The 26,353-nt window shown below is 53.4% G+C and carries 19 protein-coding genes and 1 other RNA gene; 12 read left to right on the plus strand and 8 right to left on the minus strand.

Annotated features, from left to right (window positions below; all coding sequences use genetic code 11):
• Positions 1 to 29: 29 nt before the first annotated feature.
• Positions 30 to 1,244, minus strand: coding sequence for a radical SAM family heme chaperone HemW (gene hemW, locus ABQ298_01995; protein MEQ9823136.1), 1,215 nt, complete (start codon positions 1,242 to 1,244; stop codon positions 30 to 32).
• Between the two features lie 70 nt (positions 1,245 to 1,314).
• On the opposite strand from hemW, the gene ABQ298_02000 reads away from it, so the two are divergent.
• A complete protein-coding gene (locus ABQ298_02000; protein MEQ9823137.1) occupies positions 1,315 to 2,208 on the plus strand; it encodes an IPT/TIG domain-containing protein in 894 nt (297 codons plus the stop codon).
• Between the two features lie 559 nt (positions 2,209 to 2,767).
• Here the strand turns inward: ABQ298_02000 and rny are convergent.
• Together rny and ffs are read right to left on the minus strand one after the other, a co-directional pair.
• Positions 2,768 to 4,270, minus strand: a complete 1,503-nt coding sequence (gene rny, locus ABQ298_02005) for a ribonuclease Y (GenBank protein ID MEQ9823138.1) — start codon at positions 4,268 to 4,270, stop codon at positions 2,768 to 2,770.
• A 117-nt stretch (positions 4,271 to 4,387) separates the two neighbouring features.
• Positions 4,388 to 4,486, minus strand: an RNA gene (gene ffs, locus ABQ298_02010) — signal recognition particle sRNA small type.
• A gap of 221 nt (positions 4,487 to 4,707) precedes the next feature.
• Here ffs and ABQ298_02015 point away from each other — a divergent pair.
• The 8 genes from ABQ298_02015 to ABQ298_02050 are packed head-to-tail and all read left to right on the plus strand — an operon-like array spanning position 4,708 to position 11,306.
• The gene (locus ABQ298_02015; protein ID MEQ9823139.1) at positions 4,708 to 5,604 is read left to right on the plus strand and encodes a DUF3450 family protein; all 897 of its coding nucleotides are present in this window, start codon (positions 4,708 to 4,710) and stop codon (positions 5,602 to 5,604) included.
• A 21-nt stretch (positions 5,605 to 5,625) separates the two neighbouring features.
• Entirely contained in the window at positions 5,626 to 7,017 is a 1,392-nt protein-coding gene (locus ABQ298_02020) for a MotA/TolQ/ExbB proton channel family protein (GenBank protein MEQ9823140.1), read from the plus strand.
• A 40-nt stretch (positions 7,018 to 7,057) separates the two neighbouring features.
• On the plus strand, positions 7,058 to 7,657 hold the full coding sequence (locus ABQ298_02025) for a MotA/TolQ/ExbB proton channel family protein (GenBank protein ID MEQ9823141.1): 600 nt from the start codon (positions 7,058 to 7,060) through the stop codon (positions 7,655 to 7,657).
• A gap of 23 nt (positions 7,658 to 7,680) precedes the next feature.
• Positions 7,681 to 8,085 carry a biopolymer transporter ExbD gene (locus ABQ298_02030; protein MEQ9823142.1) on the plus strand — a complete coding sequence of 135 codons (405 nt, stop codon included), beginning with the start codon at positions 7,681 to 7,683 and terminating at the stop codon, positions 8,083 to 8,085.
• Positions 8,086 to 8,106: 21 nt separating this feature from the next.
• Positions 8,107 to 8,502, plus strand: coding sequence for a biopolymer transporter ExbD (locus ABQ298_02035; protein ID MEQ9823143.1), 396 nt, complete (start codon positions 8,107 to 8,109; stop codon positions 8,500 to 8,502).
• 48 nt (positions 8,503 to 8,550) lie between these two features.
• Complete coding sequence (locus tag ABQ298_02040; GenBank protein ID MEQ9823144.1) at positions 8,551 to 9,204, plus strand: energy transducer TonB; 654 nt, start codon at positions 8,551 to 8,553, stop codon at positions 9,202 to 9,204.
• Between the two features lie 16 nt (positions 9,205 to 9,220).
• Positions 9,221 to 9,874 (plus strand): energy transducer TonB, encoded by a 654-nt coding sequence (locus ABQ298_02045; GenBank protein MEQ9823145.1) that lies wholly within the window; start codon positions 9,221 to 9,223, stop codon positions 9,872 to 9,874.
• A gap of 25 nt (positions 9,875 to 9,899) precedes the next feature.
• A complete protein-coding gene (locus tag ABQ298_02050; protein MEQ9823146.1) occupies positions 9,900 to 11,306 on the plus strand; it encodes a tetratricopeptide repeat protein in 1,407 nt (468 codons plus the stop codon).
• Positions 11,307 to 11,520: 214 nt separating this feature from the next.
• Here ABQ298_02050 and ABQ298_02055 read toward each other — a convergent pair whose 3' ends face one another.
• Positions 11,521 to 12,960 (minus strand): FAD-linked oxidase C-terminal domain-containing protein, encoded by a 1,440-nt coding sequence (locus ABQ298_02055; protein ID MEQ9823147.1) that lies wholly within the window; start codon positions 12,958 to 12,960, stop codon positions 11,521 to 11,523.
• A 127-nt stretch (positions 12,961 to 13,087) separates the two neighbouring features.
• Positions 13,088 to 13,423, minus strand: coding sequence for a glutaredoxin (locus ABQ298_02060; GenBank protein MEQ9823148.1), 336 nt, complete (start codon positions 13,421 to 13,423; stop codon positions 13,088 to 13,090).
• 133 nt (positions 13,424 to 13,556) lie between these two features.
• On the opposite strand from ABQ298_02060, the gene ABQ298_02065 reads away from it, so the two are divergent.
• The 3 genes from ABQ298_02065 to ABQ298_02075 are packed head-to-tail and all read left to right on the plus strand — an operon-like array spanning position 13,557 to position 17,786.
• Positions 13,557 to 14,822: a beta-ketoacyl-[acyl-carrier-protein] synthase family protein gene (locus tag ABQ298_02065; GenBank protein MEQ9823149.1), complete on the plus strand. Its 1,266-nt coding sequence runs from the start codon at positions 13,557 to 13,559 to the stop codon at positions 14,820 to 14,822.
• Complete coding sequence (locus ABQ298_02070) at positions 14,819 to 15,895, plus strand: glycosyltransferase (protein MEQ9823150.1); 1,077 nt, start codon at positions 14,819 to 14,821, stop codon at positions 15,893 to 15,895. Before ABQ298_02065 ends, ABQ298_02070 begins: the two co-directional genes overlap by 4 nt.
• 22 nt (positions 15,896 to 15,917) lie before the next feature.
• Complete coding sequence (locus tag ABQ298_02075; protein MEQ9823151.1) at positions 15,918 to 17,786, plus strand: hypothetical protein; 1,869 nt, start codon at positions 15,918 to 15,920, stop codon at positions 17,784 to 17,786.
• A 27-nt stretch (positions 17,787 to 17,813) separates the two neighbouring features.
• Here the strand turns inward: ABQ298_02075 and recD are convergent, their stop codons facing one another.
• From recD to ABQ298_02090, 3 genes are read right to left on the minus strand one after another with little or no spacing between them, the layout of a single operon-like run.
• Complete coding sequence (gene recD / locus ABQ298_02080) at positions 17,814 to 19,640, minus strand: exodeoxyribonuclease V subunit alpha (GenBank protein ID MEQ9823152.1); 1,827 nt, start codon at positions 19,638 to 19,640, stop codon at positions 17,814 to 17,816.
• Positions 19,637 to 23,143 (minus strand): UvrD-helicase domain-containing protein, encoded by a 3,507-nt coding sequence (locus tag ABQ298_02085; GenBank protein ID MEQ9823153.1) that lies wholly within the window; start codon positions 23,141 to 23,143, stop codon positions 19,637 to 19,639. The genes recD and ABQ298_02085 overlap by 4 nt, the downstream gene beginning before the upstream one ends.
• Complete coding sequence (locus ABQ298_02090; protein ID MEQ9823154.1) at positions 23,143 to 26,328, minus strand: exodeoxyribonuclease V subunit gamma; 3,186 nt, start codon at positions 26,326 to 26,328, stop codon at positions 23,143 to 23,145. Before ABQ298_02090 ends, ABQ298_02085 begins: the two co-directional genes overlap by 1 nt.
• Positions 26,329 to 26,353 lie beyond the last annotated feature (25 nt).

The raw sequence follows: 26,353 nt of genomic DNA on the forward strand, positions 1-26,353 counted from the left end.
TAAGCGTGCGGGATTGCTGCTCGCTTTGCTCAGGAGCGTTCGAGGATTTCGACGGCGATGGCATCGGCAAGCAGCCGGCCGTTGAGAGTCAGGCGAAGACAAGTGCCGTGTTGTTCTGCAAGACCCTCTTCTACAAGGCGATCAAACAGCGATTTCCAGCGTTCGGTTGTCAGGGGTGCAAAGCGTGAACTCAATGCCGTGAGGTCCACTCCCGCATTCATGCGAAGTCCGAAGATCAAGCTGTCACAGAGCAACAGAGAGGGAGTCAGCTCTTGCGGGTCGACCGTGTTCAATCGTGCGTTGAGGCAACCGGACTCCCAGGTAGCAAAATCGGGGTGGTTGGACCATCGCTGGCCATTGTATTGGGATGCGGCCGAGGGTCCCAGTCCGACCCATTCCTGCATTTGCCAGGTGTTGCAGTTGTGGATCGAGGCGTGTCCGGGGCGTGCGAAGTTTGAAATCTCATACTGGGCATAGCCATTGGATTCGAGAAATTGCCAGGTCAGTCGGTAGAGTTCTGCTTCCGCCTCGAGGTCGATTTTGTAGATCCCCTGCATCAGTTTTGCGTAGAGCGGAGTATCCTCTTCGAAGGTCAAGCAGTAGGTGGAAATGTGGTCAGGATCCAGATGGATTGCCTTCTGCAGGTCGTCCATCAACGCCTCCGGTTTTTGTCCGGGATAAGCAATGATCATGTCAATGTTTCGACTGGAAAAGCCTGCTTCGCAAATCCAGTCCCATGCCCGGTGGATTTGCGCAACGGAGTGAAAGCGATCCATGATGCGCAGGGTTGCATCGTCAAATGTCTGCACACCCATGGAAATGCGGGTCACTCCCATCTCTCGAAGCATGCGGAGTTTGCTTGGGGTCACCGTGGCGGGTGCCATCTCCACGGTCCATTCCCTGAGTGCTGTCCGGTCAGCCCGAAGCACGGTTGCCTGTGCCAGGTGTTCGAGGTCTTTTGGCAGTAAGAGTCCCGGTGTTCCACCGCCCCAGAAAACGGTCGAAAACTGCGGTTGAGACGCTTGAAAACGGTGATTCCACTCATTGCTGATGGCCTCCAGATAACGTCGGATTCGAATCCGGTCCGGTTTTCCCTGAACGAATGCACAGAAATTACACGAAGTGGCACAAAAGGGCACATGCACATAGAGTCCCAGCTGCAGACCCTCGCAGTGCAATGTTGCATCTGCGTTGCTTTCGCTAAGCCCGAGTGCGGATGCTTCGGTCTGACGATCTAGGTTCATGGAAACTGTTGAAGCAAAAGGTTTGAAATCAACAGTCGAACCTGATGTAAAGTTGCCAACAACGCAAATTATGAATTTCGGACGCTTGAAGCTGGTTGGGATTGCCTCCCTGTGCGCGCTGTTGGCAGGATGCGGCACCCTGGGGCCGCGATGGGTCAACCTCACCCCTCAACTCATGCCCACCAATCCGTCGGGCATTTACACCATGTCCCTCATGCTGGATGGTGAAGCCGCTTCCCGCCAGATCGGGGGGACCCGCGTGGTGATTGGCGGAGAAACCTACTCCATGCGGCAGGTACCGGGCAAACCCAACATTTACACCTTTGACTATTCAGTTCCCTCGGGAAGCAACCGGGCGAGGTACTATTTTGAATTGCTGGATCCCCGTGGGGAGGTGGTGACCAAGAGTGAAATCTTTGATTTGCGGCTTACGAATCGCTACGTGGTTGAGTTGGAGAGTTCGCGTGCAAAACCTGGTGCTTCTGTGGCAGTGCTGGGAAAAGGATTTCGCGATACGGATCGCATCCAGTTCGGGGGTCGCACCTTGGAAACCCGGTTTTTGTCAGACAATCAGTTGAGTTTTATCGTTCCTGCGGTGGCGGCTGGTACTGAATATCCGGTTGCGGTTGAAACTTCGGGCGGCATCATCCCGATCGCTCGATTTCGCGTGGATTTCAGTGAACTCAGGGCGATGCCGTCTCGATTGCGGATGAATGCAGGAGAGACTGTCACTGTGGTATTCACCATCGATCAGGATGCACCACCCGAGGGCATGCCTCTCCAAATGGAAATCTCTGATGCAACTCTTCTTGAGTTCGAACCGGTTTCCATTGCTGCGGGCCAGCGTTCCATGCATGTGCAGTTTACCGGACTGAACGTAGGCAGCGGCAGTCTCACGGTGAAGGCTCCGGCTCACAATACGGTGACGCTACCGATTTCGGTCGATGCGGCATTGCTGGACTGAAGGCAGGCGCGGGTGCTTGGCTGGCGCGCCGGAAGGATTTGATCGCTGCGTTGCGATCACGGAAGAGCAGTAACTGCAGTTTTGCGATTTCGTAATGATAGTGAGCGGCTCCATCCGGATCGCGGCTCAATCCGTCCTGGAGAATGGCGAGAGCTTGCTTGCCCGGTGATGCATTTGAATCGGACGTGGGATTGGTCATGAAATCAGATCGGCTGAATGCGATGATCCCGGCAGATTGGATGCGGAAAAACCGGTTGGACGGACAACAGGACAGCACTGTGTGTATGTCGGCAAGTCGGGGTTTACGTCCGGCGTCGATTTGTGACAACCAGATCGCATGAGCTACCCAGCTGCACCACCCTGATGCAAGTTGAGTCCATGCCCTTGGGTGGACTGAGGGTTCGCGAGGTAAAAGTAATGTGAAGTGATTTCCGATCATCCAGCACGCAATGGCGAGGGTCCACAACACGCTAGAGCAGCGGGACTTGTGTGAGTGCATGAAGGACTGGAAGAATCGGAGCAAGGAGGGGAGGAGAAATGTGGCGGAGGTGCCTGAGAGTTATTTGGCAGTTGCGCAGAAACGCTGTTCGCGGATAACAGTAATTTTTATGGTTGAAGGGTAATTCATGGAACTCTCGATTTCACGGCTGATGCTTCGCGCGAGTTCGCGTGAATCCTGATCAGTCAGTTGGCTGGGTTCAACGATGATACGGATTTCGCGGCCAGCTTGCAGGGCAAATGCGTCTTTTACCCCCTCAAATCCCTTGGCGATCCGCTCAAGAGTTTTCACCCGGTCCACATAGCTGTCGAGGGAGTCGCTTCTTGCGCCAGGGCGCATAGCGCTGATCCGGTCTGCAATCGTGACCAGCGGTGCGTATATCGATTCGGGCGGCACTTCTTCGTGGCTGGCTTCCACTGCGTTGACCACTCGGGGGTCTTCATTGTAGCGTCGCAACATCTTGCCTGCAATCAGGGCATGGCTTCCCTCGAACTCATGATCAATGGCCTTTCCGATGTCGTGAAAGAGGGCTGCCCTCTTCGCAATGACCGGGTCGAGACCCAGCTCCGATGCGAGCATGGAGGCGATGTAGGCGACCTCAATGGAGTGTTCGAGTGAGTTTTGATTGAGTGAAAGGCGAAAGTGGAGCTGTCCCAGTAGCTTGAGGATTTCAGAATGGGCGGGTTTGAGCTTCAGGCGGGTCATGGCCTCCTCACCCAGCGATTGAACATTTTTCAGGATATCCGTTTTTGCTCTTTCGTGGGCGGCTTCGATCGTGGAAGGGTGGATTCGTCCATCCTTGAGCAGGGATTCCAGTGCCGTACGCGCAATTTCACGTTTTACGGGGTCAAAAGCGGAGATCAGAACGGAGTCCGGGGTTTCATCAATCATCAGCGTTGTGCCTGTCACGGCTTCGAAACTTCGGATGTTGCGTCCCTCTCGACCAATTATGCGTCCTTTCATGTCTTCACTTGGAAGATCGACAATGGTAGCGGTTGCTTCGGTAGCAGGCGTGGTGCTGACGCGCTGCATGGCGGTGATGAGCATTTCACGCGCCATGGATTCAATCTCTCTGTCGGTTTGGTCGCGCAGGTTTTGCTGCAGGGTTTTCAGCTCCTGCTCACAGGTGGATTCAATCTGGGAGATGAGTTCGGCCTTGAGTGCATCCTGATTGAGCGAACCGACCTCCTGCAAACGGTTCAGGTAGCTGCTCTTGAGTTCTTCGAGTTCTGTTTTCTGCTGCGCCAGCGCGGCTTCGCGGATCTGTAGCTCCATTTCAATGCTTTGTTGGCGCTGGCTTTCCTGTGCGAGCCGCTCGAGGCTTTTTTGAAGCTCCTGTTCACGCAGTTCAACATCGCGGCGATGGCGTTTGATGTCATATTCAGCATCATCGCGAATGCGTTTGGCTGCGATTTCAGCATCGGACAGCAGGCGCTGGCACGCGATATCATTCCGGGTACGTTCCTGTTTCAGACTTCCCGAAAAGATCCATCGGAAAAGAATGATGGCTGTTGCCGCTCCTGTTCCTGCAGCGGCGATGATGTTCAACCATTCTGCTCCCATAATTTTTTTTCGAACCTCTGGCTTTCCAGTGCGTCAAACCAGAATACCGATCACCCGACGCTCACCAACCCACAAAACCTGTAAGTGCAGCACCTACAGTAAACTTACAGTAAAAAAGGTGGCCAGGCACCCTACTGCACCCATGCTTCCGAGCTACCGTTGCTTCCTTCCGGACCTGGCGGAGTTCACTGGAGTCATGTTGCATAGGACCCAGCCAATTTAAACGTATTTTCATCGATGACGGGGTTCAAGAGTAAAATTTGAATGATCCTTTGAGAAACTTTCTAATATTTTTCCAGTGCCATCGTAATAGCTGCGATGAAGGGTTTTTTCGACCTGGAATTTTTGCTGCATTACCCACCCTGTTCACATCTGCTTTCTGAACTCGATTTCCATACAATTTGTGTGCCTAAAACGTCACAATTCTTTTCCCCCGATTGAAGAAAGAAGGCTTGCAAGCCTTTCTCTTATGCTTTTTTCATGGGGGATTACTTTCCCTAATCCGCTTTAGGTTTTTCCTAATCGATTCTACAACTGTAACCCATTTACCAATTAAGAAACAAGAACCTATGATTCGAAAAATTATACCCATCGTTGCTGGGTTGGCGTTGGCCAGTGGACTCTCCGCGCAAAGCTCTCAGCAGGTTGATTTGGCTCGTGAAAAAATCCAGAAATGGGTGCAGACACGCCAGGTGATCTCCAAGGAGCGCACAGATTGGAAAATCCAAAAGGAAACATTGCTCTCCACGAAAGAATTGCTGGAGCAGGAGCTTGCAGATGTTGAAGAAAAGTTGGCTGGACTTTCAGGGAACGAATCCGCAGCAGATGCCAGACGCGCCGAACTGACCGAAGAAAAGGAAGGTCTGGAAGCTGCAACCAGTTCTGTAAGGGATCGGATGGCTGACATGGAAGTCAATATCAAGGAGATGAGTAAGCGCTTCCCTGAAGCCTTCCTTCAGCAGATTGATCCGCTCTTGCGCCGCATTCCGGAAGATCCGTATCGTCCCGGTCGTCTGAGCGTGGGTGAACGCCTTCCGAACATCGTGGGTATCATCCAGGCGGCCAGCAAGTTCAACTCAACGCTTCACCTTTTCCGTGAAACAGTTGCTCATGACGGCCTGGAAGTTCAGGTGGATGTGCTTTATTGGGGCATGGGCATTGCCTATTTTGTAGATCAGAACAGCACCTACGCGGGTTACAAATACCCGACTTCCAATGGTTGGGAGTCAGAAGTGATGGTGGAAATCGCTCCGCAGGTCCGGAAGGTCGTAGACATGTATCAACGCAAGAATCCAAATATCGAGTTCGTTGAGATTCCGGTCACCATCAACTAACCCCAAACTGTTACCTTTCAGATGAAACATTCAAAGAAAATTTTGTTTGCTGCAGCATCGCTCATGGCGGTCTGTGCATTGCAGGCGCAGAGCTTGAGTCAAGCGATTGCATCGGTTGATAACGACCTTGAGTCTGCCCTTCAGGAACTCGCGCAGTTGCGCGAAGAAATTGCAGCCGAGCGCATTCCGCTGAGTCAGGAAGTGGACTCGCTTGAGGCAACCGTGCTTAAATTGAACAACGATTTTTCCCGCCAGCAGAGCTTGCGAGACAATCGGGAACTCGGACTTCAGCAGCTGCAGAATGAGGTCAATTCGAAGAAAGAAGAAATCGAATACGTAGGCGGCCTGTTGCGTGACTTTGTCCGCAGTTTTGGTGCACAGATCCATGTCAGTGAGAAGCAACTCTACGCTGACTTGGTAAAGAACGCGGAATCCGCAGCACTCGCTGGAAACCTTGCCGAGAAGGAATTGTTCGACATCCAGATGGGTGTGGTTGCGAAGGGTCTGGATCGTCTCTCCGAAACCATCGGTGGCTATACCTTTGAAGGGAAGGCAATCAATCAGGGTGAAAAGATCCCCGGAAAATTTGCATTGATTGGACCCACGGTTTATTTCCGCTCCGACAATGGTCTTGCTGCAGGTGTTGCAGACCTGGAGATGGCTTCGGGTGAAGTCACGGACGCCACCATTCGCACGGCTGATTTTTTCAATGTGGCAGCAATTGGCTCCACCATTGACAATGGCAGCGGGCAATTGCCCATGGATGCGACGCTTGGTGCAGCATTCACTATCCTGCAAACCAAGGACACCTTCTTCGAGCACGTAGCAAAGGGCGGTTTTGTGGGTATGATGATTCTCTGTCTGGGTGCGGTGACTGCGCTGATCGGAATTTTCAAGATTGCGACCATTACCACATTCCGCGTTCCGAGCGGCTCGTTTGTGCTGGATCTCGCCGAGATGGTGAAACGAGGCGAAAAAGAGAAGGCACTGGAGAAGGCAAAATCGTTTGGTGGACTTGCGGGAGACATGTTCCAGGAAGCCGTTGCCAATGCAGATCAACCCCGTGGCCTGATCGAAGAGTATCTTTCGGTGAAAATCATCATCGCGCGCCGCAAGCTTGAAAGCCTGCTCCCGTTTGTGGCCATCATCGCTGCCGCTGCACCGCTGATGGGACTGTTGGGAACCGTTGTGGGGATGATTAAGACCTTCCAGTTGATCACGGTGTTCGGAACGGGTGACGCCCGCTCGCTGTCGTCAGGTATTTCCGAAGCACTGGTTACGACGGAGCTCGGACTGTTTGTTGCTATTCCGTCTTTGATCATTCACGGAATTCTGAACCGCATGGCTCGCACGAAATGGGGTCAACTCGAGCAGGACTCCATTGTCTTCCTCAACGATGTAAAAGAAGACTAAGTTTCGGTTAGAGCGGTCTTAAACCTTAGGAACCGGAATTATGGATTTTGCATACATCAAAGAGACGATCTGGGACAACTGGGTCAGCGGGGGAATCATGATGGTTTTCCTGTTCTCGCTCGCGATGTTCATTTTTGTGGTCGCTTTCGAGATGATTTTCTACCTACGCAACAAGAAAATCGACTATCGAAACGAGCACAAATGGGTGGAGTGGGCGAAAAATCCGGAGACAGCTGAGGGGACGGAAGGCATTGTATTGCGATACACGCGTCCGTTTCATGGCTCACCCGATGTGGTCCGGCGCAGATTCATGGAATTGCGCGAGATGTTGCTCGGAGGAGTGGAACGCAAGTCGGGCTTCCTCAAATCACTGGTCGCTGTAGCTCCATTGATGGGGCTGCTCGGCACGGTGATGGGAATGTTGACCACGTTTCAGGGCATTGCGACCTCCGGTGGCAATCAAACTGTTGACATGGTGGCGAAAGGCATTTCGACCGCACTGATCACGACCCAAACCGGGCTGATGATTGCGCTACCGGGGCTGTTCCTGAACCTGATGATTCGCCGCCGGATGCGGGGAATCGGAGATGCGATCAATCGCATGGAAGGACTCGTGCTTGGCCAGCGTAAGGACTCATAACCCACACAAGGAAAGTATTTACCATGGCAATTGGTCGTAGATTATCTGATCAGGGTGATGAAGAGGTGCGCATCGACCTCTCGCCCATGATCGACTGTGTTTTCATTCTGCTGATCTTCTTTATCGTCACGACGGTATTTGTGGAGGAGAGTGGAATCGAGGTGAACCGTCCCGATGCAGCTGGAGCTGCCAACTCCCTGGATGACGCTGATATCGTTCAGCTGGACATCAGTGCCCAGGGTGTCGTGCGCTTTCGCGGTCGTGACATTGGCGTGCAGGGTGTTCGCGGTTTGGTCGAGCAAATGCGGGTCAACAATCCTGAAATTCCGGTTCTCATCCAGGCAGAAGAGAAAACCCCGCACACCATCTTTGCCGAGGTATATGGCGAGGTTCGCATGGCTGGGGCGGAGAAAATATCCTTTAAATAACCCTTTGGAAGGAAATTTAATATGTTAAGCCGATCCAGTGTAGAGGAGGAAGAAGTCGGAATTGATCTGTCACCGATGATCGATTGTGTCTTTATCCTGCTCATCTTTTTTATTGTGACGACTGTGTTTGTTGAGGATTCGGGCGTTGAGGTGGACAAGCCTCAGGCGTTCAGCTCAGTCCGACTCGAGAAAAACAGTATCCTCATTGCAGTCACCCCGGAAGGCAAAGTGGTCTATGGAGGTAGAGATGTTGGGATCTCGGGCGTTCGCAACGTCGTGAAACAACTGCTGCTCGAGGAAGACATGCCCGTGATCATCCAGGCAGACCGCGAAGCGGAGCATGGAATCTTTCGAAACGTCTACCAGGAGGCAAAGCTCGCAGGAGCCAAAAAAATCAGCTTTTCAACCCTGGACTGACAACCCTGAGGACTAATTTCTCTAACGGTGTTATCCGAATCCTGAACCATGCATCCGCAACTTGAGTCCACTCCATCTTCCACAACTCGGGGAATCCTGATTGTGGGCGGCATCATTGCTGCTGTTGTGCTGTTTGTAGCGATTCCCATGATTCAGGCGATTTCAACCGGGCTGAAAAACCCCAATGAAATCCACGAAGTATCGTTTGTGATTCCTCCGCCTGAGGTATTGGACCTGCAACCACCTGCACCCCCCGAGACCGAGGAAGAATCCGAGGAATTGGAGATGGAAAAAGAACCTCCCCGGTTGTCACTCGATCAGCTGGAAATGGCGCTGAATCCGAGCATGGGGGATGTGGGAAGCGGACTCAACGTGGATCTCAGCATCGATTCCAAGTCATTGGGAACGGACGACCTCATTTTTGAGATCGATGATGTGGAAGAGATTCCCCGTGCGATTCGTCGTATTCAACCCAATTACCCAGCCGTACTGAAGCGGAAGAATGTGGAAGGACTCGTGTCTTTGATCTTCGTGATCGATACCAACGGAAGCGTGCTTTCTCCCACGATTGAACGCTCGACACATGTCGAGTTTGAGGAACCAGCGCTCGATGCAATCCGTCGCTGGAAATTCACCCCAGGAAAACGCGGTGGCGAGGCCGTCAAAGTTCGTGTGCGCCTACCACTGCAGTTCGTACCCTAACCCTAGAAAGTTTGTTATGATCGAAACCATTCATACCCCGGATTCTGTTTTCACCAAAGGACTGGTCACCGCATCCGGATTTTTTGCGGCTCTCGCACTCTTTGTGGCGATTCCGCTCATCCAGGCGATTTCGACCGGATTCAAGGATCCCAACCGTCTCAACGAGATTGATTTCATCCTTCCGCCACCTCCGGTTTTGGACATGGAACCCCCACCTCCGCCCAAACAGGAAGAGGAGCAGGAGCAGATGGAAATGGAGAAGGAGCCACCGCGACTTTCCCTCGATCAACTCGATCTGGCCCTGAACCCCAGCATGGGGGATATGTCTGGGTTTGCCATCGACTTGAGTCTGGATGCCGAGTCATTGGGAACTTCCGACATCATTTTTGAAATCGGTGATGTGGAAGAGAAACCCGTTCCGACCCGACAAATCGAACCCACCTATCCGCCTGCGCTGAAGCGACAGAAGATCAATGGCAGCGTGACGGTTGTATTCGTCGTAGACGAACAAGGTAACGTGGTTGCGCCTCGTGTGGAAAAGTCCACACACATGGAATTTGAAAAACCGGCAATCGACGCGATTCGCCGTTGGAAATTTACCCCAGGTAAAAAGGATGGCGAGGCCGTGAAGGTGAGGGTCCGCGCTCCGCTGATCTTCAAAGTGAACTAACCCATTTAAAAAAGAACCTTTAAACATGAAAAAACTGTTATTCTTCATAGCAACTACCACTGCAGGACTCAGTCTGTCGGCCCAGGCAGACTTGAGACAGCTGCCGATTGAAACTGCGACCCTGAATCAGATGGCCGCCCAGAAGTGGGCTGACCCGGCTTTCCGTGACGCCTTCCTCGGTTCCTACATTCCCTTGCAGGAATTGGAGCCGGAATTTACCAACGAAGAAAAAATCGTCATCCGTGACCAGCTGTTGCCCATTCTACAGGGAAACAATCCGATGGCAGCGATTCCGATTCTTCAGGAACTCAGCCGCAAGGAGGATGCTTCGGCTGGAATCTTCTTTCTGATCGGAAACATCTACCTTCAGAACTCGCGCACTGCTCAGGCGGAAGAAGCCTACACGGCTGCGATCAAGCGCTTTCCAAATTACCGTCGTGCATGGAAAAACCTGGCACTGATTTACATGACCACCAGCCGTGGGGAACAGGCGCTGGAGCCGATTTCCCGCACGATTGCCTTGGGTGAAGTCTCTGGACAACTCTACGGCATGATGGGTGTGGCCTACATGAACCAGGAAAATTACATCGCAGCAGAATCTGCCTTCCGCAATGCTCTGCTGATGGAACCCCAGGACAAGAACTGGAAATTGAATTTGTTCCAGTGCATGATGTTCCAGGAACGCTACGAAGAATCCAACGCATTGCTCCGCACCCTGATTGCCGCTGAACCCAACAACGCAGAATTCTGGAAATACCAGGCGAATGTCTATGTCGGACTCGAGCGTCCCCTTGAGGCAGCGGAAGTATTGGAAATTCGTGACCGCATGGGTCGTTCAGATGCACAGAGTCTTGAGATGCTTGGCTCCATTTATTTCAACAACCAGTTGTTTGATGTCGCATACGACGTCTATAAGCGCGCGATCGAAACCAATGGGGCTCGCTTTGATTCACTCTACAATTCCACCAACGCACTTGCGGCGGTTGGTCGTTATGAAGAAGCAATGGACTTGATTGCTCGTCTGCGGGATCGCTTCAGCCGTGATATTGAGGCTGACAAGGACAAACGCCTGAATCTTCTGGTGCTCGAGGCAACCTGTCTGCGCGCATTGGACGACATGGATCAGGCTTCTGAAATTCTTGAAAAAATCGTTCTCGAAGATCCGATGAACGGTCGCGCTCTGATCGAACTGGGTCTATACTACGCTGGGCTGGAAACACCGGACTACCAGAAGGCGACCACGATGTATGAGCGTGCTGCCAACGTAACGGATTTTGCTGCTCAAGCTTATGTGGAACATGGCAAGTTGCTGGTGCGCATGCGCAAGTACCAAGACGCTGCCCGCATGTTGCGCCGTGCTCAGGAAATCGACTACCGCGAAAACGTGCAGGATTTCCTGCTTCGCGTGGAGCGTGCTGCCCGCCAGGGTTAACAAACAAAGGTTCTTTGTTCACAAAATACCGTCTCCAAATCGGAGATGGTATTTTTTTTCGATTTTCTTAAAAAAAGACTTGCGCACCCAAAACTCTGTGCTATGAATTCAATTATATTATTTCTCTCTTAGGAGAGTTTTGGGGTAACAGAATAAAGTAGAAAATAAGTGGGACGCTGTTTATGGGGTAGACAGCGTCCCTTTTTTTATTCCATTAATGCTTATCCCAGGGAAATCGGAATGATTCCTTTTGGTAGTTCCACGGAGAGAAGGGTTCGAACCATTTTCTAGGATTGAGAATACCATTGGGGTCGAAGACGGCTTTGATCTCACGCATCAGACGCAATTGGGCCTCATTGAATTGCAGTTCCATGAAATGGGATTTGGCCAATCCAACACCATGTTCTCCACTGATAGCACCATTGAGGTCGACTACCTTTTCCATTAACGATTGGAGGCAGTTTTGCGCCCGAAGCGACATCTCCTTGTCCTCGCGGTCGTACATGATGTTGACGTGAAGGTTGCCGTCTCCGGCGTGTCCGAATACAGCGATAGGGACGTGGTGGGTTTCGCGCAGAAGCGAGACATGCGCAATGAGGTCCTGCATCTTACTGAGAGGCACCACAACATCTTCATTGAGTTTCGAATTTCCCAGTTTGAACATGGCCCCCGAGCATTGTCGGCGTACCGTCCAAAGGGCTTCTGCCTCAGCTTCGCTTGCCGCAATACTCTGCAGGGATGAATGCTGGTCCATCCAACGCCTGAGGGAGTTCAACTCTGCATCCAGCAAATGCGCGTCCGTTCCATCGATTTCGACAAGCAGCACGCAAATATCAGAATCATCCTCGAAAAGCGGATACCCGATGGATTCCTGAGCTCCACGGACACTGAGCGTATCAATGAACTCCAGGATGGAAGGTGTCAGAGTGCTCGTCATCAAGTCCAGCGTTGCATCAAGGGCTGCCTTTTCTGAGCGGAAGCCGAGCAAGGCGGTTCGACGGTGTGTGGGCAGTGGAATTAACTTCAGGGTAGCGGATGTGATGATCCCCAATGTCCCTTCCGATCCGATCCAGAGATCCCGAAGGTTGTAGCCTGTTGCAAATTTTCGCACAGGTTTGCCCCATTCCACCTCACTGCCATCAGCGAGAAATCCTTTTAGTCCCATCACGTAGTCGCGGGTGACGCCGTATTTTACACAGCGCAGACCTCCTGCATTGCATGCAATATTGCCTCCGATCGTGCACCACTTGTAGGAGGATGGATCGGGTGGGTAAAACAACCCCACTTTTGCTGCTGAGTCCTGAATATCCTTCACAACGGCACCACACTGCACGTTGGCAATCCGGTGAACCGGATCGATCTCGATCTGGCTGAGCTGGTGCAGGTCCAGCACCCATCCTCCGTTTACAGGTGTGGCGGCGCCCGTGAGCGTGGAACCCACTCCGCGGGTGGTCACCGGGATGCGATGCTGGTTTGCAAGGCGTAGTACCGGTGCGATCATGCCGACCTCATCAGGACGAATCACGGCCTGAGGCAGAAAACTGATCTTGAGACCATCAAAGGAATTGGAATAGAGGGTTTCGACGTCAGTATGAACGTGTTGCGGAAACCGCTGCTTCAATTCGCTTGTGACCGAATTCCATGGCGACAGCATGCTCAAAAGCGTAGTGCGGGTTAACCCTGGCTGTAAAGCGTTCGCTTCACCCGAATTCAGGCAAAGTACAACAAAAAAGCACGCCTCCTGCAGGCGTGCTCTGGTTTTGTTATCAAGAGTCTTGTAATCAGAAGAACCGAATCGTCTGGCTGCGCATCTTTTCGTGTTCCTCATCGGAACAAGCTTCGTTGATGGGAACCGAAGGTTTGGCGTCGTTGGGTTGAACCAATCCATTTTCGAGCATGTAGGCTTCCACCTCCTCGCCGCTCACATCCGCAAGCATTACACCTTCAATTTCAACACAAGGGGAGAGGGGTTGTCCCGACTTCTCCACCATTTCTGCATAGTTTGATGGATTATTAATGATGTCGATATCGTCGTAGTTGAGCTGATATTTTTCCATGATCGCGCGGACGCCACGACTCCATCCGCAATGGGGTTTTAAATAGGCCTTGATATTCATACGGCCAAATTCCGAGAAATTTCCGGTTTGTCAAATGAAGGTTTCGACTTGGCAGTAGTCAAATAGGGTTGAGGTGAGGTTGATTGCTGCACTAACTTAACTTGCTGCATCACCAAGCAGTCGAATTGGATTCATGAACAAAGTTTACGTCACTGGAGCCGGATTTATCACTAGCATTGGAAATTCCTACGATGCAGTTTGCGATAGCCTGCGCACACAAACCACTGGCATTGAACGCTATCCAGCATTTGATACTGATAAGATTCCTGTCAAGGTCGTTGGAACGATCAAGGGGTTTGATCTCGAATCGGACGATCCTGAAGATTGGGTATATCCCAAGAACTATCGACCTTCGCGCAACCTTTTGCGCTCTCTGGCTCCTCATGGATTGTATGCCTACTGTGCGGTCGAGCAGGCATTGAAGCAGGCCGGATTGCATGCAGAAACACTCTCCGATCCCAACACTGGAATTCACACCGCTTCGGCAGGTTCTCCGCGCAATCTACGCCATCACATGAATCGCATGCATGAGCTTGGGGTCGAGAGACTCAGCCCCAAATCAGTTGTGACGTCCATTGCAGGTACGCTCAATTTCTGTCTCGTATCGCACTACAAAATTAAAGGAAATTCCTGTGGATTTGTTTCTGCATGTGCATCTTCGGGCCATGCACTGGGGTATGCGTTTGACGAAATCCGCGCTGGAAGGCAGGAGCGCATCATTGTGGTAGGAGCAGAGGACGGAGATTTGGATACCTTGTTGCCGTTCGCCAGCATGAGGGCAATGTCGCTGGAGCATGACCCATTGAAGGCCAGCAAACCCTTTGACGTGGACCGAAGTGGATTTGTCGGAACTGGCGGGGCAGTTGCATTGATTCTGGAATCGGAAACTTCGATTACGACTCGTAATGCTGCCCCACTCATGGAAATGCTTGGCTGGGCTCAGACTTCGGATGGATACAGTGCGGTATTGCCTGAACCCGATGGTGAAGGACTCGCGCGAGCCATGCAGTTGGCATTGAAATCGAGCGATGTGGGTCCCGCTCAAGTCGATTATCTTAACGCACATGCGACGGGAACGCCCTCCGGTGATGTTGCCGAACTGCGGGCGATTCGCACTGTCTTTGGAGAAGCTCCGAGTGTGCGCATAAGTGCGACGAAGGCATTGACAGGGCATGGACTGTCGCTGTCGTCGATCTTGGAGGCGGGGCTAACACTGGTAGCTTTGAAGGAAGGGTTTTGTCCTGGAACTGCTCACCTTGAGAAACCGGATCCAGAGGTAGGACAATTGCGAGTGCTACAGGCAAATGATGATTTTCGACCCACCATTGCGCTGTCCAACAGCAGTGGATTTGGCGGGGCAAATGTTAGTTTGCTGTTCAAATCGGTGGTGTCCCGGTGAGGATAGTCATTTATCAGGATTATCTGCGTGTGGGTGGGACAGAGTCCCAGAGTCTCTACTTGGCGAAGCGACTGCTCGATATGGGTCATGAAGTGACCGTGTTGACCAACCGACCAGGGGGGCGGTTGCGCTCGCAGGCATTTGAATCGGGATTGGCGGTCAAAAATTTGCAGGCTTTCGACTTTCACCTCAACTGGTTCGCACCAGATCTGGTTCGGCAGTTACAAAACCTTCGACCGGAAATTGTGCTGCTCATGGGTCGAAATGCGAACGGAACTGGATCGCTGCTGCAGCGCAAGCTTAGAAATACGCTGGTTGTCTCGACTGTTCGCACCGGACGTCCTTTTACGCGTGCCTATCAAAAATCGCTCAAATCCGCGCCGCTGATTTGTTGCAACAGTGTCTTCGCTGCCCGCCGACTGGAGCAGCTTGGCATCGCTCGGAATCGCATTGCAGTGCACCCGAACCCCTGCCTGCGTGCAAGTGATATCGATGCACTGGCGCCGCGACACACCCGTCCTCGTTCAGCGAACGGGCACTTGATTTATGTAGCGGCCTTTGTTCCGGGCAAGAACCATGCATCGTTGATTCGACTCATGCCGATCTTGCTCACCCGGTTTAAGGGATTAACCCTCACGTTGGTGGGGGAAGGACCTCTCCAGGGCAGGATGCAAAAGCTTGTCCGGAGCTTGGGTCTCGATGCGAACATCGTTTTTGCAGGCTATCGCCGGGATATCCCCGAGTTGCTCGCGCAGGCGGATCTTGCCATCAGTCCATCGCTGGAGGAATCGCTCCCGAATGCGCTGGTTGAAGCACAATATGCAGGACTTCCGGTGGTGGCATTTGAGGTGGCGGGTGTAGGGGAATGCCTGCTGCACGGGCAGTCTGGCTTGCTTGTACCTCCAGGAGACATGCAGGAATTCGGGAAGGCCGTAAGTTCAGTGCTGATGGATGAAGCGAGCTGGCGTTCCATGGCAGAGTCCGCCCACCGCTTCGCTCATCTCACTTTTGAGCCGAATCTTAGGTTTGACGCCTTTATCGAGTGCGTTATGAAATACCGCACTGCTTCCTGAGCCGACTCAATCGGATCGACCTATGAATCTCAAAACGCTCTTCGCCCAGGATGGACTACCCGAAAACAGCATTGTGCTGTTGGAGCTGGTGTCTGGAGAGTCGACGGTATTGGAGGCCCTGCCCGCGCATTTTCACCTGACGGGGGAATGGAGCCACGGAGAACATCGTGAACAGGATCCGCCCCGTGCCTTCTATTTTGAAACGGAGTCGGGCACGGTGATGCTGCGCAAGGGGTCCGTAGCTCCCAACCATGCTTCTTTGTTATTCTCACGGGAGTGGGACGAGGATCAGCAGTTGCAACCAGGGGTTGAATACCACCTGCAGGTCGATGATCACCTGTTTGTGTTTCGCTATGCTTGCGAGTCACTGCAATGGCTTGAGCGCTTGGATGTCAAACGCTGGTTTCTCTTTGATTTTCGCGAGGATCAAAAGGGCAAGGAATTCAGTTTTGAGGAACTTTGTGCCCATATTGCTTCGGAGACGCTCGAGTGGAACCACATGGGGGTGAGCATTGAAGGCATGGAGGGAGCATTTACATTGCATCAGATCGCGCGCATGCCGATGTTCCGAAATCTTCAGAAGGAGTCGGATATTGAATCTGAGGATGCGGATCCAAATCCGTTTTCCACAGGAGGTCGCATCGATCTTGCCCTCGATGAAACTGGCACTGAACCACTGGATGGTCCCCTGCTCTCTCCCTTTTGCTGGGAGCGTTTCGACTACGGTGATATCATGCATATTGCTGTGGATGAGCGGATGATGGGAGATCCGGTGCTCGGAACCCATGAGCTATCCCGATTTCTCAGCACACGCTTTGATCGGGAAGGGAATGCCATCGATGCCTATGGGAATTCCTGTTCCGCAATTGCGGACCCTCACACGCGCCATCGACTCCCACAGGGGTTTCTCGAACTACCGCAATTTATTTTTTCCATCGTCGGTGCTCCGGGATCCGGGAAATCGAACTACCTCAGCATTTTGATCAATGCGCTTCAAAATTCGCTCTTTCACCAGTTTGGCATGGTGCTCAAGGATGCGGATCCCGCTCAGAATGCTCCACTCAATGACATGAAGAACTGTCTTTTTGGAGGGGGCAGCATTGAACAGGCGGCACTCATGAAAACACAGATGGAAGGGAGGATGTATCTCAAGATCAAGCGTGGGGAGCGCGTTCTGGCCTACCCCCGACCTTTTATTTACACTCTGGCGCGCTCCGAATCGCATGAGGGACTTTGCAACATGGTGTTCTACGATAATGCTGGTGAACACTTTGAACCCGGAATCGAGACATCGGTTTCTCCGGGCGCCCAGCATGTAGCTTCGGCGGATGCGCTGTTTTTCCTCGTTGATCCGACGACCCTGCCAGGATTTCGACAACGCCTGCAGTTTCATCCGGATCCGCAGCTCAAACAACAGGGCCGCATTGATCAGCAGGATGTCCTGTTGTCCGAACTGGAGATTCGCATCCACAAGGCATTGGGGTTGTCGGTAAACGAGAAGATTCAGAAGCCCCTCGCCATCCTGTTAGGCAAATGTGACATTTGGATGTCTTTGATTGACCGCACCCAATTCCGGCAACCGATTGAAGGAAATCTGCTCAGCCAAGAAGCTTTATTGCACAATTCCAATCTTGTGAGGCAACTGCTGCTTGAACTTGCTCCGACCATTGTTGCCAATGCGGAGAGCATTGCACGTCAGGTGTTCTATTTTCCGGTGAGTGCATTTGGTCATTCCCCAACGCGATTGCCCAGTGGTTCGCTGGCTCCCAATCCAGAGCGCATCAAACCCTACTTGATCGAAATTCCGACACTGTGGGCACTCTCGCAAAAGATCCCGTCTGCGTTCAAGGTTCGGCCCAAACCTCCAGGTACGCGCCTGATCCCTGGTTGATTTGACCTGAGGGTCAGTTCTCCTGCTTCAAAGTGACGGGTTGTCAGGGTCAGTTGGAGTTGTTGCCTGACGGGTGGTGTGATTCCATTCCAGTTCGATGCGTTGGCGCAACCGACTGTTTCGTTTGGTGGGGGTGGAAATGCAATGACGCCAGATCGACTCATTCGCTACCCATGTGATGTGTTGGCGCGCACGGCTGACGGCAGTGTAGAGCAGTTCCCGTGTCAGGACCGGGTTGATTCGTTCTGGCAACAGCAGTAACACTTCGTTGGCCTCCGATCCTTGGCTCTTGTGAACCGTGTACGCAAAAGCATCGCTGTGCTCGGGAAGCAGATGCACTGCGTGTGAGCGGGATGTTCCATCTGGGCTGTTAAACCACGCGATGGCCTCTCCTGCAGGATGGGGGGTGAGAAATTGTTGGGTAACTCCCACGTCACCGTTGAATAATCCGAGCACGGGATCGTTCCTGCGGATCATGATGGGCTTCCAGAAGAACGCTGGAATTTCCGGCCGGGTAGAGTGAATCACATGGTGTCGACAGTGCCGCAAAAGCGTCTGATTGAGGGTGTGTACCCCCAGCGGACCCTCATTCTGTGCGCAGAGTACCATGCATCGTGCATAAAGCGCAGCGGCATTAGCGGGGTCCAGCTCCATCGCAGCTGGCAGCAGGTTGCGGGAGATCCATTCCCGAAGGGTGCGCTCCACGTGGTCGGGCTGAGTGGGATCCACGCATCGGATTGCAGCGTTTTCCGAATCGGATCGCAGACATTGAAGGGTTCGCTGTGCATCGCCTGCGCGAATAGCTTCACACAGCTCATGAAGTGCTGAGTCCGACTTGAATCGAAAGGGTGCCCGAAGCTCCAAGGTTGTTGACGGATGGGCGCGAAATGCCTCGCATGCATCAGCAAATACGGCTCCCGGTTGAACAGATGCGAGCTGGTAAGGATCGCCCATGAGAATGAGTCGACTGCCTGCATCGAGACTGCCCAGGAGGCGATACAGGAGCGTGAGATCGACCATGGATGCCTCATCCACGATGATCACGTCCACAGGTTCGACTGGGCGTGGAAACATGGGGCTGCGTGAGAAGCGGGACTCACGACTACGGAGAAAGCGGTGCAGCGTAGCGGCCTGCACCTGCGAAGAGTGGATGAAAGGATCGCTTCCATCTTCAACGGCAAGGGAGTTTCGGATGGATTCCTGGATTCGCGCAACGGCTTTGCCTGTGGGAGCGAGCAATTGGATGCGGGCATTGGGCCAGTGGCGGCTAAGGGTACGCAGAATCTGAAAAATGGTGAAGGTTTTGCCGGTTCCCGGTCCTCCAGACAGAAGCAAGAGGCGTTGTGTAAGTGCAGCCCTGCACGCTTCAATCTGTGTGTCTGTGAGCGTGTCGGGTAGCGGAATGTCCCGTAATTGCAGATCGTTGAGCATGGGCTGTGCAGCCATCTGGACAAGCTGGCTGGCAGATTGGCGTTCCGCTTGCCAGAGTCGACGCAAGTAGAGGACCCCGGGAGTTTCCCAGACGATGGGATTTTGCCTGTTATCATTGAAGCTGGGCGGGAGCGATTCGTGTAGGTGATGAATCGCTTCTGGTGTGGGGATCGGTTGACAGGATTCGGGTAGGTCGGATGGCAGTTCCTGGATATCGAGCAAAAGATGTCCCTGCCTTGTGAGACGGTGACACCATGCAAAGAGAAATGCGGCGTGCTGCAGATGTGAGGGATCTGCCTCAGGTCCAAGGTGCTTCATGCCCAATTCCGCGATTTGCAGGTCCATGGAGTCGAAGAGCGCATTGCCGTCCAAATCCATCCAATAACGCATGGATGTGAGGAGCCGGGATGGAATTGCAGTCATGAGATTCCTCCTTTCAGCTGAAGTTCAGGAAACGGAAGCAGCTTTTCCATGGCACTGACAAGTTCACCAGGCGGTCGTGCGGTAAACCACCCTGCGTTGGGCACCTCACTCTGGATTCCTCTCAGGTAACCATAGGCAACTCCACCAAAGTCGCGTTCATCGAGATAGTTCGGGTCGACCCAGCGCAGGTAGCGGTTGAGGGCGCAGATATAGAGCAGATATTGCAGGTGATAGTAATGTTCCTGCATGGACGCTGCCACTGCATTGGCGGTGTAGGCATCTGGCTCTGAACCAAGGTAGTTACTTTTCCAGTCGAGCAGGTAGTATTTGCCCTGATAGCGACACCAGCAATCCACCACCCCATTGAGAAATGCGCTGCGGTCATCCCAATGAATCGGGGTGTCGGGCAATTCAAAGGAAAACTGTTGCAGCCAGCTGGAGCGCGCTACGAGTTGCCTCAAACCGTTCCATGCTTCATTTCCCCAGGTCGTGAACACGCTGAATTCAGTTTCGCGGAAACAGTCAGACTCCTGCAGATTTCCCAAGCACAGGGAAACGCCATCCGGCATCTGCACCGAACTGTTGACGAGATCGTGAAGCCACGGCAACAGCACGGGAGTCCAGCGGTCCGACTCGTATCCATAGCGTCTCAAACTTGTCTTGACATGTTCCGGCCAGGACGACGCATCCTGAAAGGGCAAATGCTCGAGCAAATCGTGAAACATTAATCCGGCTTGGGTACCGCGATCAAAATTGGCGATGCTGAGTGACAATGGGGCTGTGGGTTGAGCGGCTTCAGGGCGACGCTCCAACAGTTCGGGTTCGTCGCTGTCCGGGATATCCCGGTTCAGCACTCCATGTGCGATGCCCGTGAAGCTCAGGTGTGCCAGAGGTGCCGGAGTTACAGGAGGCGAATCGGGGGGTAGCAGTTCGACGGGCAAGCAGGTTTGTTGCGAGTGAATGAGGGTTTGTAACTGCGACTGCTGGATCTCCGATGCTGGAGCATGCATTGCACGATGATGCAAAGCACTTAGCCGGGATGAGAGGTCTTCGCCTGCAGGGAGCCAGAAGTCGAGAGCCGAACTTTCGATCATATCGGGATCCAGATAGAGGGTACACAACACTTCTGCACGGGTGATGGCGACGTAGAGGGTGCGGAGTGCTTCACCAAAGACTTCGTTGGCAAATGCGGTTGCATCGCTTTCGGAAGTGCTGAGCCGGGTCAGGCTGGTTCGCAGCTTTCCGGAGCTGGGATCATGAAATTGTCTTGGGAACTCGGAGCGTCGCTTGGCTTTCTGAGGCAGGATGGGGATAAAAACTACTGGATATTCGAGACCCTTCGATTTGTGCATCGTGAGGATGGTGATGGCGTCTTTATCCGAACTGAGTTGCAGCAGTTGCTCCGGGTCTTGGCGGTTGGGTTCGCGGATCTGCTCCTGTAACCACTGCAACAGTCGGTGTGGCCCCCGGTTTGTGTTGCAGGCTTCGGCGATGAGGAGGTGGCGCAATTGCTGATGGTTGGCAAGTGCCCGATCTGCTGCAGTGGACCGGGACAGATGAAGCCTCCATTCAAAACGTTGGTCCAGATCAGCGAAGGCGGCTTCGAGACCATGGAGTTGCCAGAGTTGGTTTGCGTGGGCAAAGGCTCGCAAAATCTCAGCCCAATGGTTGTCCTCGGTTGCCTGATTGAGCAGGTTTGGATCAAAACAACTCGCTGAGAGTGCCGCCCGGATTTGCTGGAAATCACGAGGTTGGTGAACGGCTTCAAGAATGGCACTGAGATGAAGGGCTTCTGGCGTTTGGAACACACTGGCTCCACCAAACAGAGTGGAAGGGATACGATGCTGACCAAGCGCCTCATGCATGCGGCCCCCGCTTTTGTTGTCGGGAACGAGAACTGCGATATCACCTGGACGGAGGGGGCGCAACCCGGAGGCGGTGTGCAGAAAGTGAGGTCGCTCGAGCAATTGGCGAATATCCTCAGCAGTTTCCTGAATGCTGGCATGGGGACCGTGGGTAGGATCGACCACACGCCACTCAATGCCGCTGGATCGGAGCGTCTCCGCATCCGAACGGGGAGTGAGCAGACAGGATTCATGATTGCGGGGCGCTGAATTGACGGGCTGATAGTCAATCCACTCAAAATGAAAGGGATTTGGACCTTGGAGCAGTTCGTTGACACCGTCATTGATCGCAGGACTGGAGCGCCAATTGGTGTCGAGGTAAAAGATTTGCTGGGCCTTGGACTTTGCCAGTCCATATGTGAAAATGTCACCTCCCCTGAAGCTGTAGATCGCCTGCTTCGGGTCACCAATCAAAATCAGAGGACGGGGTGCGAGTCCTGAAGGAGGTTGCAGGAAAATCCGGTCGAGAATGGCAAATTGAGTGGGATCGGTATCCTGGAACTCATCTACGAGCGCATAGGGGTAGGCATCGTACAAGTGTTTAGCGAAGTGGCCGTCAGGCATGCACACGATCTCTCTGGCGTAACGCAGCAGTTCATCAAACCGAAGGGTTTGCTGTTCTTGCACGAGCCGTTCCACTTGCTGATCCCTGACCTCGAGAGCGTGGGTGATCAGGAATTGCGCAAGGGAATCGAGCTGTTCTGGCAGGGCTTCGAGGGCAAGGTAGAAGGATAACTGCTGAATTGACTGCCCCTTGCGCAGCTGTTCAACCATGCTGGAGTATTGAAAGGGAAGAAGCTCGGTGAGAAAAGACAGGTGTGCCGGGACTCCCGAGAAGACACGGTCAAAGTTCTCGAATGCCAGCTGCATGTGTTCGGGCTTGTAGCAGTTTCGGGATTTTTTGAGAGGGGGTGTGTCGGAAAGCAACTCTGCCCGAATGGCATCGCGATCCTGTTTCCATGCAGATTGCAGGTGTTGAAATTCATGGGTGAACCACTGCTGAAGGTTCGTTTGGGGTGAGTTCCCAGATGTGAATTTCAAGTCATCCGACTCCTTGAGGCGCAGCGCATTGCGAAAAAAGTTGGACTTGAGTTCCAGCGCATTCATTCCCAATGCAATCCAAGGATTGTGGGCTGCGCTCGCCTGCACCGAACGCGCAACCTCGATCTCGATTTGATCCTCGAATGACCGGGCGTCCTGAAGAATTGCAAACTCACTGCCAAGCCCTGCTTCCACGGAAAACTCCCGCAAAATGCGATTACAGAAACCGTGTATGGTATAAATCGCAGCACAGTCGAACTGGTCAATGGCTTCGCTCAGGCTGCGGATTTCCCGATCATTTCCACATTGGATATGGACCTGTAGCTGCTCCTGCAATGCACGCCGCGTACGGTCGCGAAGCTCCTGCGTGGCCTTTTCGGTGAACGTGAGCACGAGCACCTGGTCCAGTCGGCATTTTCCCGAGGCGATCAGATTACAGATGATGTGGGTAATGTTGTGGGTTTTACCTGTGCCCGCACTCGCTTCGATGAGTGTGATTCCCGGAGCAGGAACAAAATGACGGAGATCCAGGCGTTGTGGGTTCATCAGTGTGCTCATCACATCGGATTCTGGATACGGCTTGAACTGAGCGGACTGAGAATCGCATGTGCAAGCTCGTCGAACTGGGTTTCAAAAGGCGATACCCCACGAAAGAGAAATTCATTATACGGATCATATTTTTCACCGCGTTCTCCTTCCCAGGCAGTGCTTTGCGCAATCGAGTTCCGTTTTTCCGGTTTTCGAAGTGCATAGCTGCTTGTGGCAGGGAAAAACGGAACCGGTCCGCTGCCGAACTCGAGGTAGAGTTCAAACAACTCACGAAGTATGCTTTCGGGATTCGACGGAGGTTGCAGCCACAAGCTCGCATCGCGGTGGAGCAGGACGAAGCTGCGTCGATGCTCCGGTGTTTGCTGTGCCCAGATTGCCAAGAGGTGAACCCATGCCTCGATCTCGTATTTTTCGGCTTTGCGCGAGCCGTGTACAGCGGCCAGAAATGCATTGGAAGGAAGAGGCTCCGCCAGGGCAGCGCAAGCGAGTCGATGTCCGGGCATGACTTCGAGTTCGGTTGCGACAATGCCCTGACTGTCCAGAAGATGCAGTCGGTCTGGATCCACCAGCGTTCGGGTTCCTGTGAGGTCCTGCAGAATCGCATCGAACCCCAGTTCGCACAGTTTGCCGGGAAGTTGCGCTGCGTGGGATTCAATCAGGGTAAATTGTTCGCTTCGGGACAGGCCCTTTGCCTGTGCCTTTAGCAAATGAGATCGCAGGGCATACGAGGCACCCGCTCCGAACCACAGGAGCGGTTCGTGCATGGGGGTGTCGTCAAAAGTGTCAGGGAAGCGCATGCCAAGGCATTGTTCACAAACGAATTGATTGGGGTGCCTGAAGAACCGGGCGAGATCCCAGATGGTCAGATCTTCCGTCAGGGATGGGTTGGCGGTGGGCAGGCTAACAGTGTGTGTTGTGGATTTCCCAGCTTGCTGGAGTGCCTGTGCTACTGCGAAGTCATATCCGGATGTGTGGCGCAGCCAGGGATTTGTTCCGAAGCATTCGGCATCGTAGGCAAAGCGAGGATGTTGGATGACGGGCACGACGGGTTCTGCAGGAGGGGTTTCCAAAAGTGAAGGCAATGCATCCAGAATCGCTTGTACGGCAGGGGAAAGCAACGGAGTGGTGGTACCCGATGCATCCTGACCCTCGTAAATCACAATCCATTGATCCCGGGTTTGATGGATCGACTGGAGCAGCCAGTATCGGCCATCCTCGCGCAGTGAAGGATCGCCGGGCTGTGGGTTTCCGGTTTGCAGTAAATCATGACTGCGTTCGGTGTCCGCAGTGGGGAAATCCCGCTCATTCATGCCCATGAGGATGCGAATGCGGCAGGGCGTCAGTTCTTCGGCCTGAATGGAAGCAAAGGCGATGCCGGACTTGCGGTTCATGACCTGTGGTGGAGGAAGCTGTGGCAGGGACTTGCGCAGCAGGTATCGAAAGACGGAAAGCTCGATGGCCTCTGTCAGTGGCCATTGTTCACGAAGGCGGGAGAGTGTGCTCAGCAAGACCTGTTTTTCGAACTCCCGACTTGGGGGTATCACGCGATTGGCGATTCGGGTGAAAACCTCACAGCAGGTTTCCATCGAAAAGGGCGCGGAGCGAAGAGCAACGGCACACTGTTTGAGCCAGTCGTAGAGATTTGCCCAGCGGTAAAAGGTTTCGGAATGATCGTAAGGCGGATCTGCAGCGAATGCGTGGAATCCGATGGCATCGGGTTGCAGCTCTCCAGCGTAGGCCTGAACCAGCAGGGATTGGCCCCGCTCCCAGCTGATGTCGCCAGTGTCGGCTCCTTGGGCAGGGTTGCCCCGAAAAATGCCCGCCGCCCGGGTCCAGTAATCCATCAGTTCCAGATCGCGAAGCGAAAATTCGAATGATTCCCGAACGGGTTCGGTTGCGAGCCAGTCGAGCAAGGCCGGGCGTTCCCAGTCGGTGGTTAGCCAAGTGAACAATTCGAGCACGGATCGAATGCCCGGACTCTCTTCGGCTTCGCTGGTGCGTTGAATGTGGTAAGGCAGATGGTTTTTTTCCGATTCGCCTCCAAAGATTTCGTTGATGGCGGGCAGAAAAGGGGTGATGTCCGGTGCGACCACCTGGATGGATTCAAGCTTCAGATCTGGGATTTCTGTGAGGCAGCGGTGGATGCAGGCTTTTGCAATTTCAACCTGCCTGCGCGGATTGCAGGCACTGTGCACTTGAATGCTGTGATCTTGGGAAAAGGGAAGAAAGTGCAGTCGGTTGGGACTTCGCTCCGGGTCGAGCAGGTGGGATTGAAGTTGCTGCAACCGCGTTGCATCTGTGTGGGAGTAGGGTTCGGAAAAATACTCCATACTCTGGAGTTCACGGTCGAGCAGATTCATCTGCATCGCGCGCGCCCGTTGCCCCAGCTTTGAAAGCAGTTCATACCGTGTCGGATGCACCGGGGAATCGAGATCCAGAATCTGGGGTTCCCTGAGGGATTGGCGGGTGAGATCGACCAGGAATGCAGCGCTGGGAAACGGCAAATAGAGGTAGATGGTGCGATCCTGAGATTGTGCCTCAAGCGCCTGCCACACGCTGGGCGGGAAATTCCAGAAACCCAGACAATGCAGGTTGGGGCCCCGGGGTGCCGAGGATGTTGCCCTCTGCGGAGCTGACACGCATGGGTGTGGAGTCGCCCCCATTTGCAGCAGGTATTGATAGAGACGTTGCTGTAACTGCGCCTGTTCTGTATGCAATCCCGGGGGAACAAGGTTTCTTGCCCACTGCTGCAGCCATTCGGGCCGGTGCAGTGCGAGCCGTTGCAGCTGAGTGGCATATTCCCAGGCCAGTTGCATTGGTTGGACGGGTGTTGAGGTAGCGGAACGGGGTTGCAGTAGGTGATGGAAAGATTCGAATGCTCCGGATTGCAGTCCGTGCCATATCCATGCGGCCCATTCGATCATGAGTGCGTTACGCGAAGCGGGTGCGTTGTGTCCGGACAATGAACCGTCTTCTGAACTTTCGAAGAGTGAATCGATGTAGCGAAAGCGAAGATTCATGCTGATCCCGCAATGCTGCGCGAGGGATTGGTTGAGCCAACCAGCGAGGCGATGATTGGGAACCAGGATCTGACTTTCGTGTACGCCCAGTTGTTGTTGCTCGGAGCGGATGTTGTCGATCCACGGTTCCAGCAGGCGTTCATAGCATTGCGATGTGATGGCGATCAGGGGCATTGGAGATGGAACTTCGACTTGAGCA

The sequence above is a fragment of the Puniceicoccaceae bacterium genome, assembly GCA_040224245.1.
Lineage (GTDB): Bacteria > Verrucomicrobiota > Verrucomicrobiia > Opitutales > JAFGAQ01 > JAKSBQ01.

Excerpts from the sequence above, each read along its gene's own strand:
- ABQ298_02075 (MEQ9823151.1), top strand. The coding sequence starts at position 15,918 with ATGAATCTCAAAACGCTCTTCGCCCAGGATGGACTACCCGAAAACAGC.
- ABQ298_02085 (MEQ9823153.1), bottom strand. The coding sequence starts at position 23,143 with ATGAGCACACTGATGAACCCACAACGCCTGGATCTCCGTCATTTTGTT.
- ABQ298_02020 (MEQ9823140.1), top strand. The coding sequence starts at position 5,626 with ATGAAACATTCAAAGAAAATTTTGTTTGCTGCAGCATCGCTCATGGCG.
- ABQ298_02025 (MEQ9823141.1), top strand. The coding sequence starts at position 7,058 with ATGGATTTTGCATACATCAAAGAGACGATCTGGGACAACTGGGTCAGC.
- ABQ298_02000 (MEQ9823137.1), top strand. The coding sequence starts at position 1,315 with ATGAATTTCGGACGCTTGAAGCTGGTTGGGATTGCCTCCCTGTGCGCG.
- recD (MEQ9823152.1), bottom strand. The coding sequence starts at position 19,640 with ATGACTGCAATTCCATCCCGGCTCCTCACATCCATGCGTTATTGGATG.
- ABQ298_02065 (MEQ9823149.1), top strand. The coding sequence starts at position 13,557 with ATGAACAAAGTTTACGTCACTGGAGCCGGATTTATCACTAGCATTGGA.
- ABQ298_02030 (MEQ9823142.1), top strand. The coding sequence starts at position 7,681 with ATGGCAATTGGTCGTAGATTATCTGATCAGGGTGATGAAGAGGTGCGC.
- ABQ298_02090 (MEQ9823154.1), bottom strand. The coding sequence starts at position 26,328 with ATGCCCCTGATCGCCATCACATCGCAATGCTATGAACGCCTGCTGGAA.
- ABQ298_02035 (MEQ9823143.1), top strand. The coding sequence starts at position 8,107 with ATGTTAAGCCGATCCAGTGTAGAGGAGGAAGAAGTCGGAATTGATCTG.
- ABQ298_02060 (MEQ9823148.1), bottom strand. The coding sequence starts at position 13,423 with ATGAATATCAAGGCCTATTTAAAACCCCATTGCGGATGGAGTCGTGGC.
- ABQ298_02055 (MEQ9823147.1), bottom strand. The coding sequence starts at position 12,960 with ATGCTGTCGCCATGGAATTCGGTCACAAGCGAATTGAAGCAGCGGTTT.
- ABQ298_02050 (MEQ9823146.1), top strand. The coding sequence starts at position 9,900 with ATGAAAAAACTGTTATTCTTCATAGCAACTACCACTGCAGGACTCAGT.
- ABQ298_02040 (MEQ9823144.1), top strand. The coding sequence starts at position 8,551 with ATGCATCCGCAACTTGAGTCCACTCCATCTTCCACAACTCGGGGAATC.
- hemW (MEQ9823136.1), bottom strand. The coding sequence starts at position 1,244 with ATGAACCTAGATCGTCAGACCGAAGCATCCGCACTCGGGCTTAGCGAA.
- rny (MEQ9823138.1), bottom strand. The coding sequence starts at position 4,270 with ATGGGAGCAGAATGGTTGAACATCATCGCCGCTGCAGGAACAGGAGCG.
- ABQ298_02045 (MEQ9823145.1), top strand. The coding sequence starts at position 9,221 with ATGATCGAAACCATTCATACCCCGGATTCTGTTTTCACCAAAGGACTG.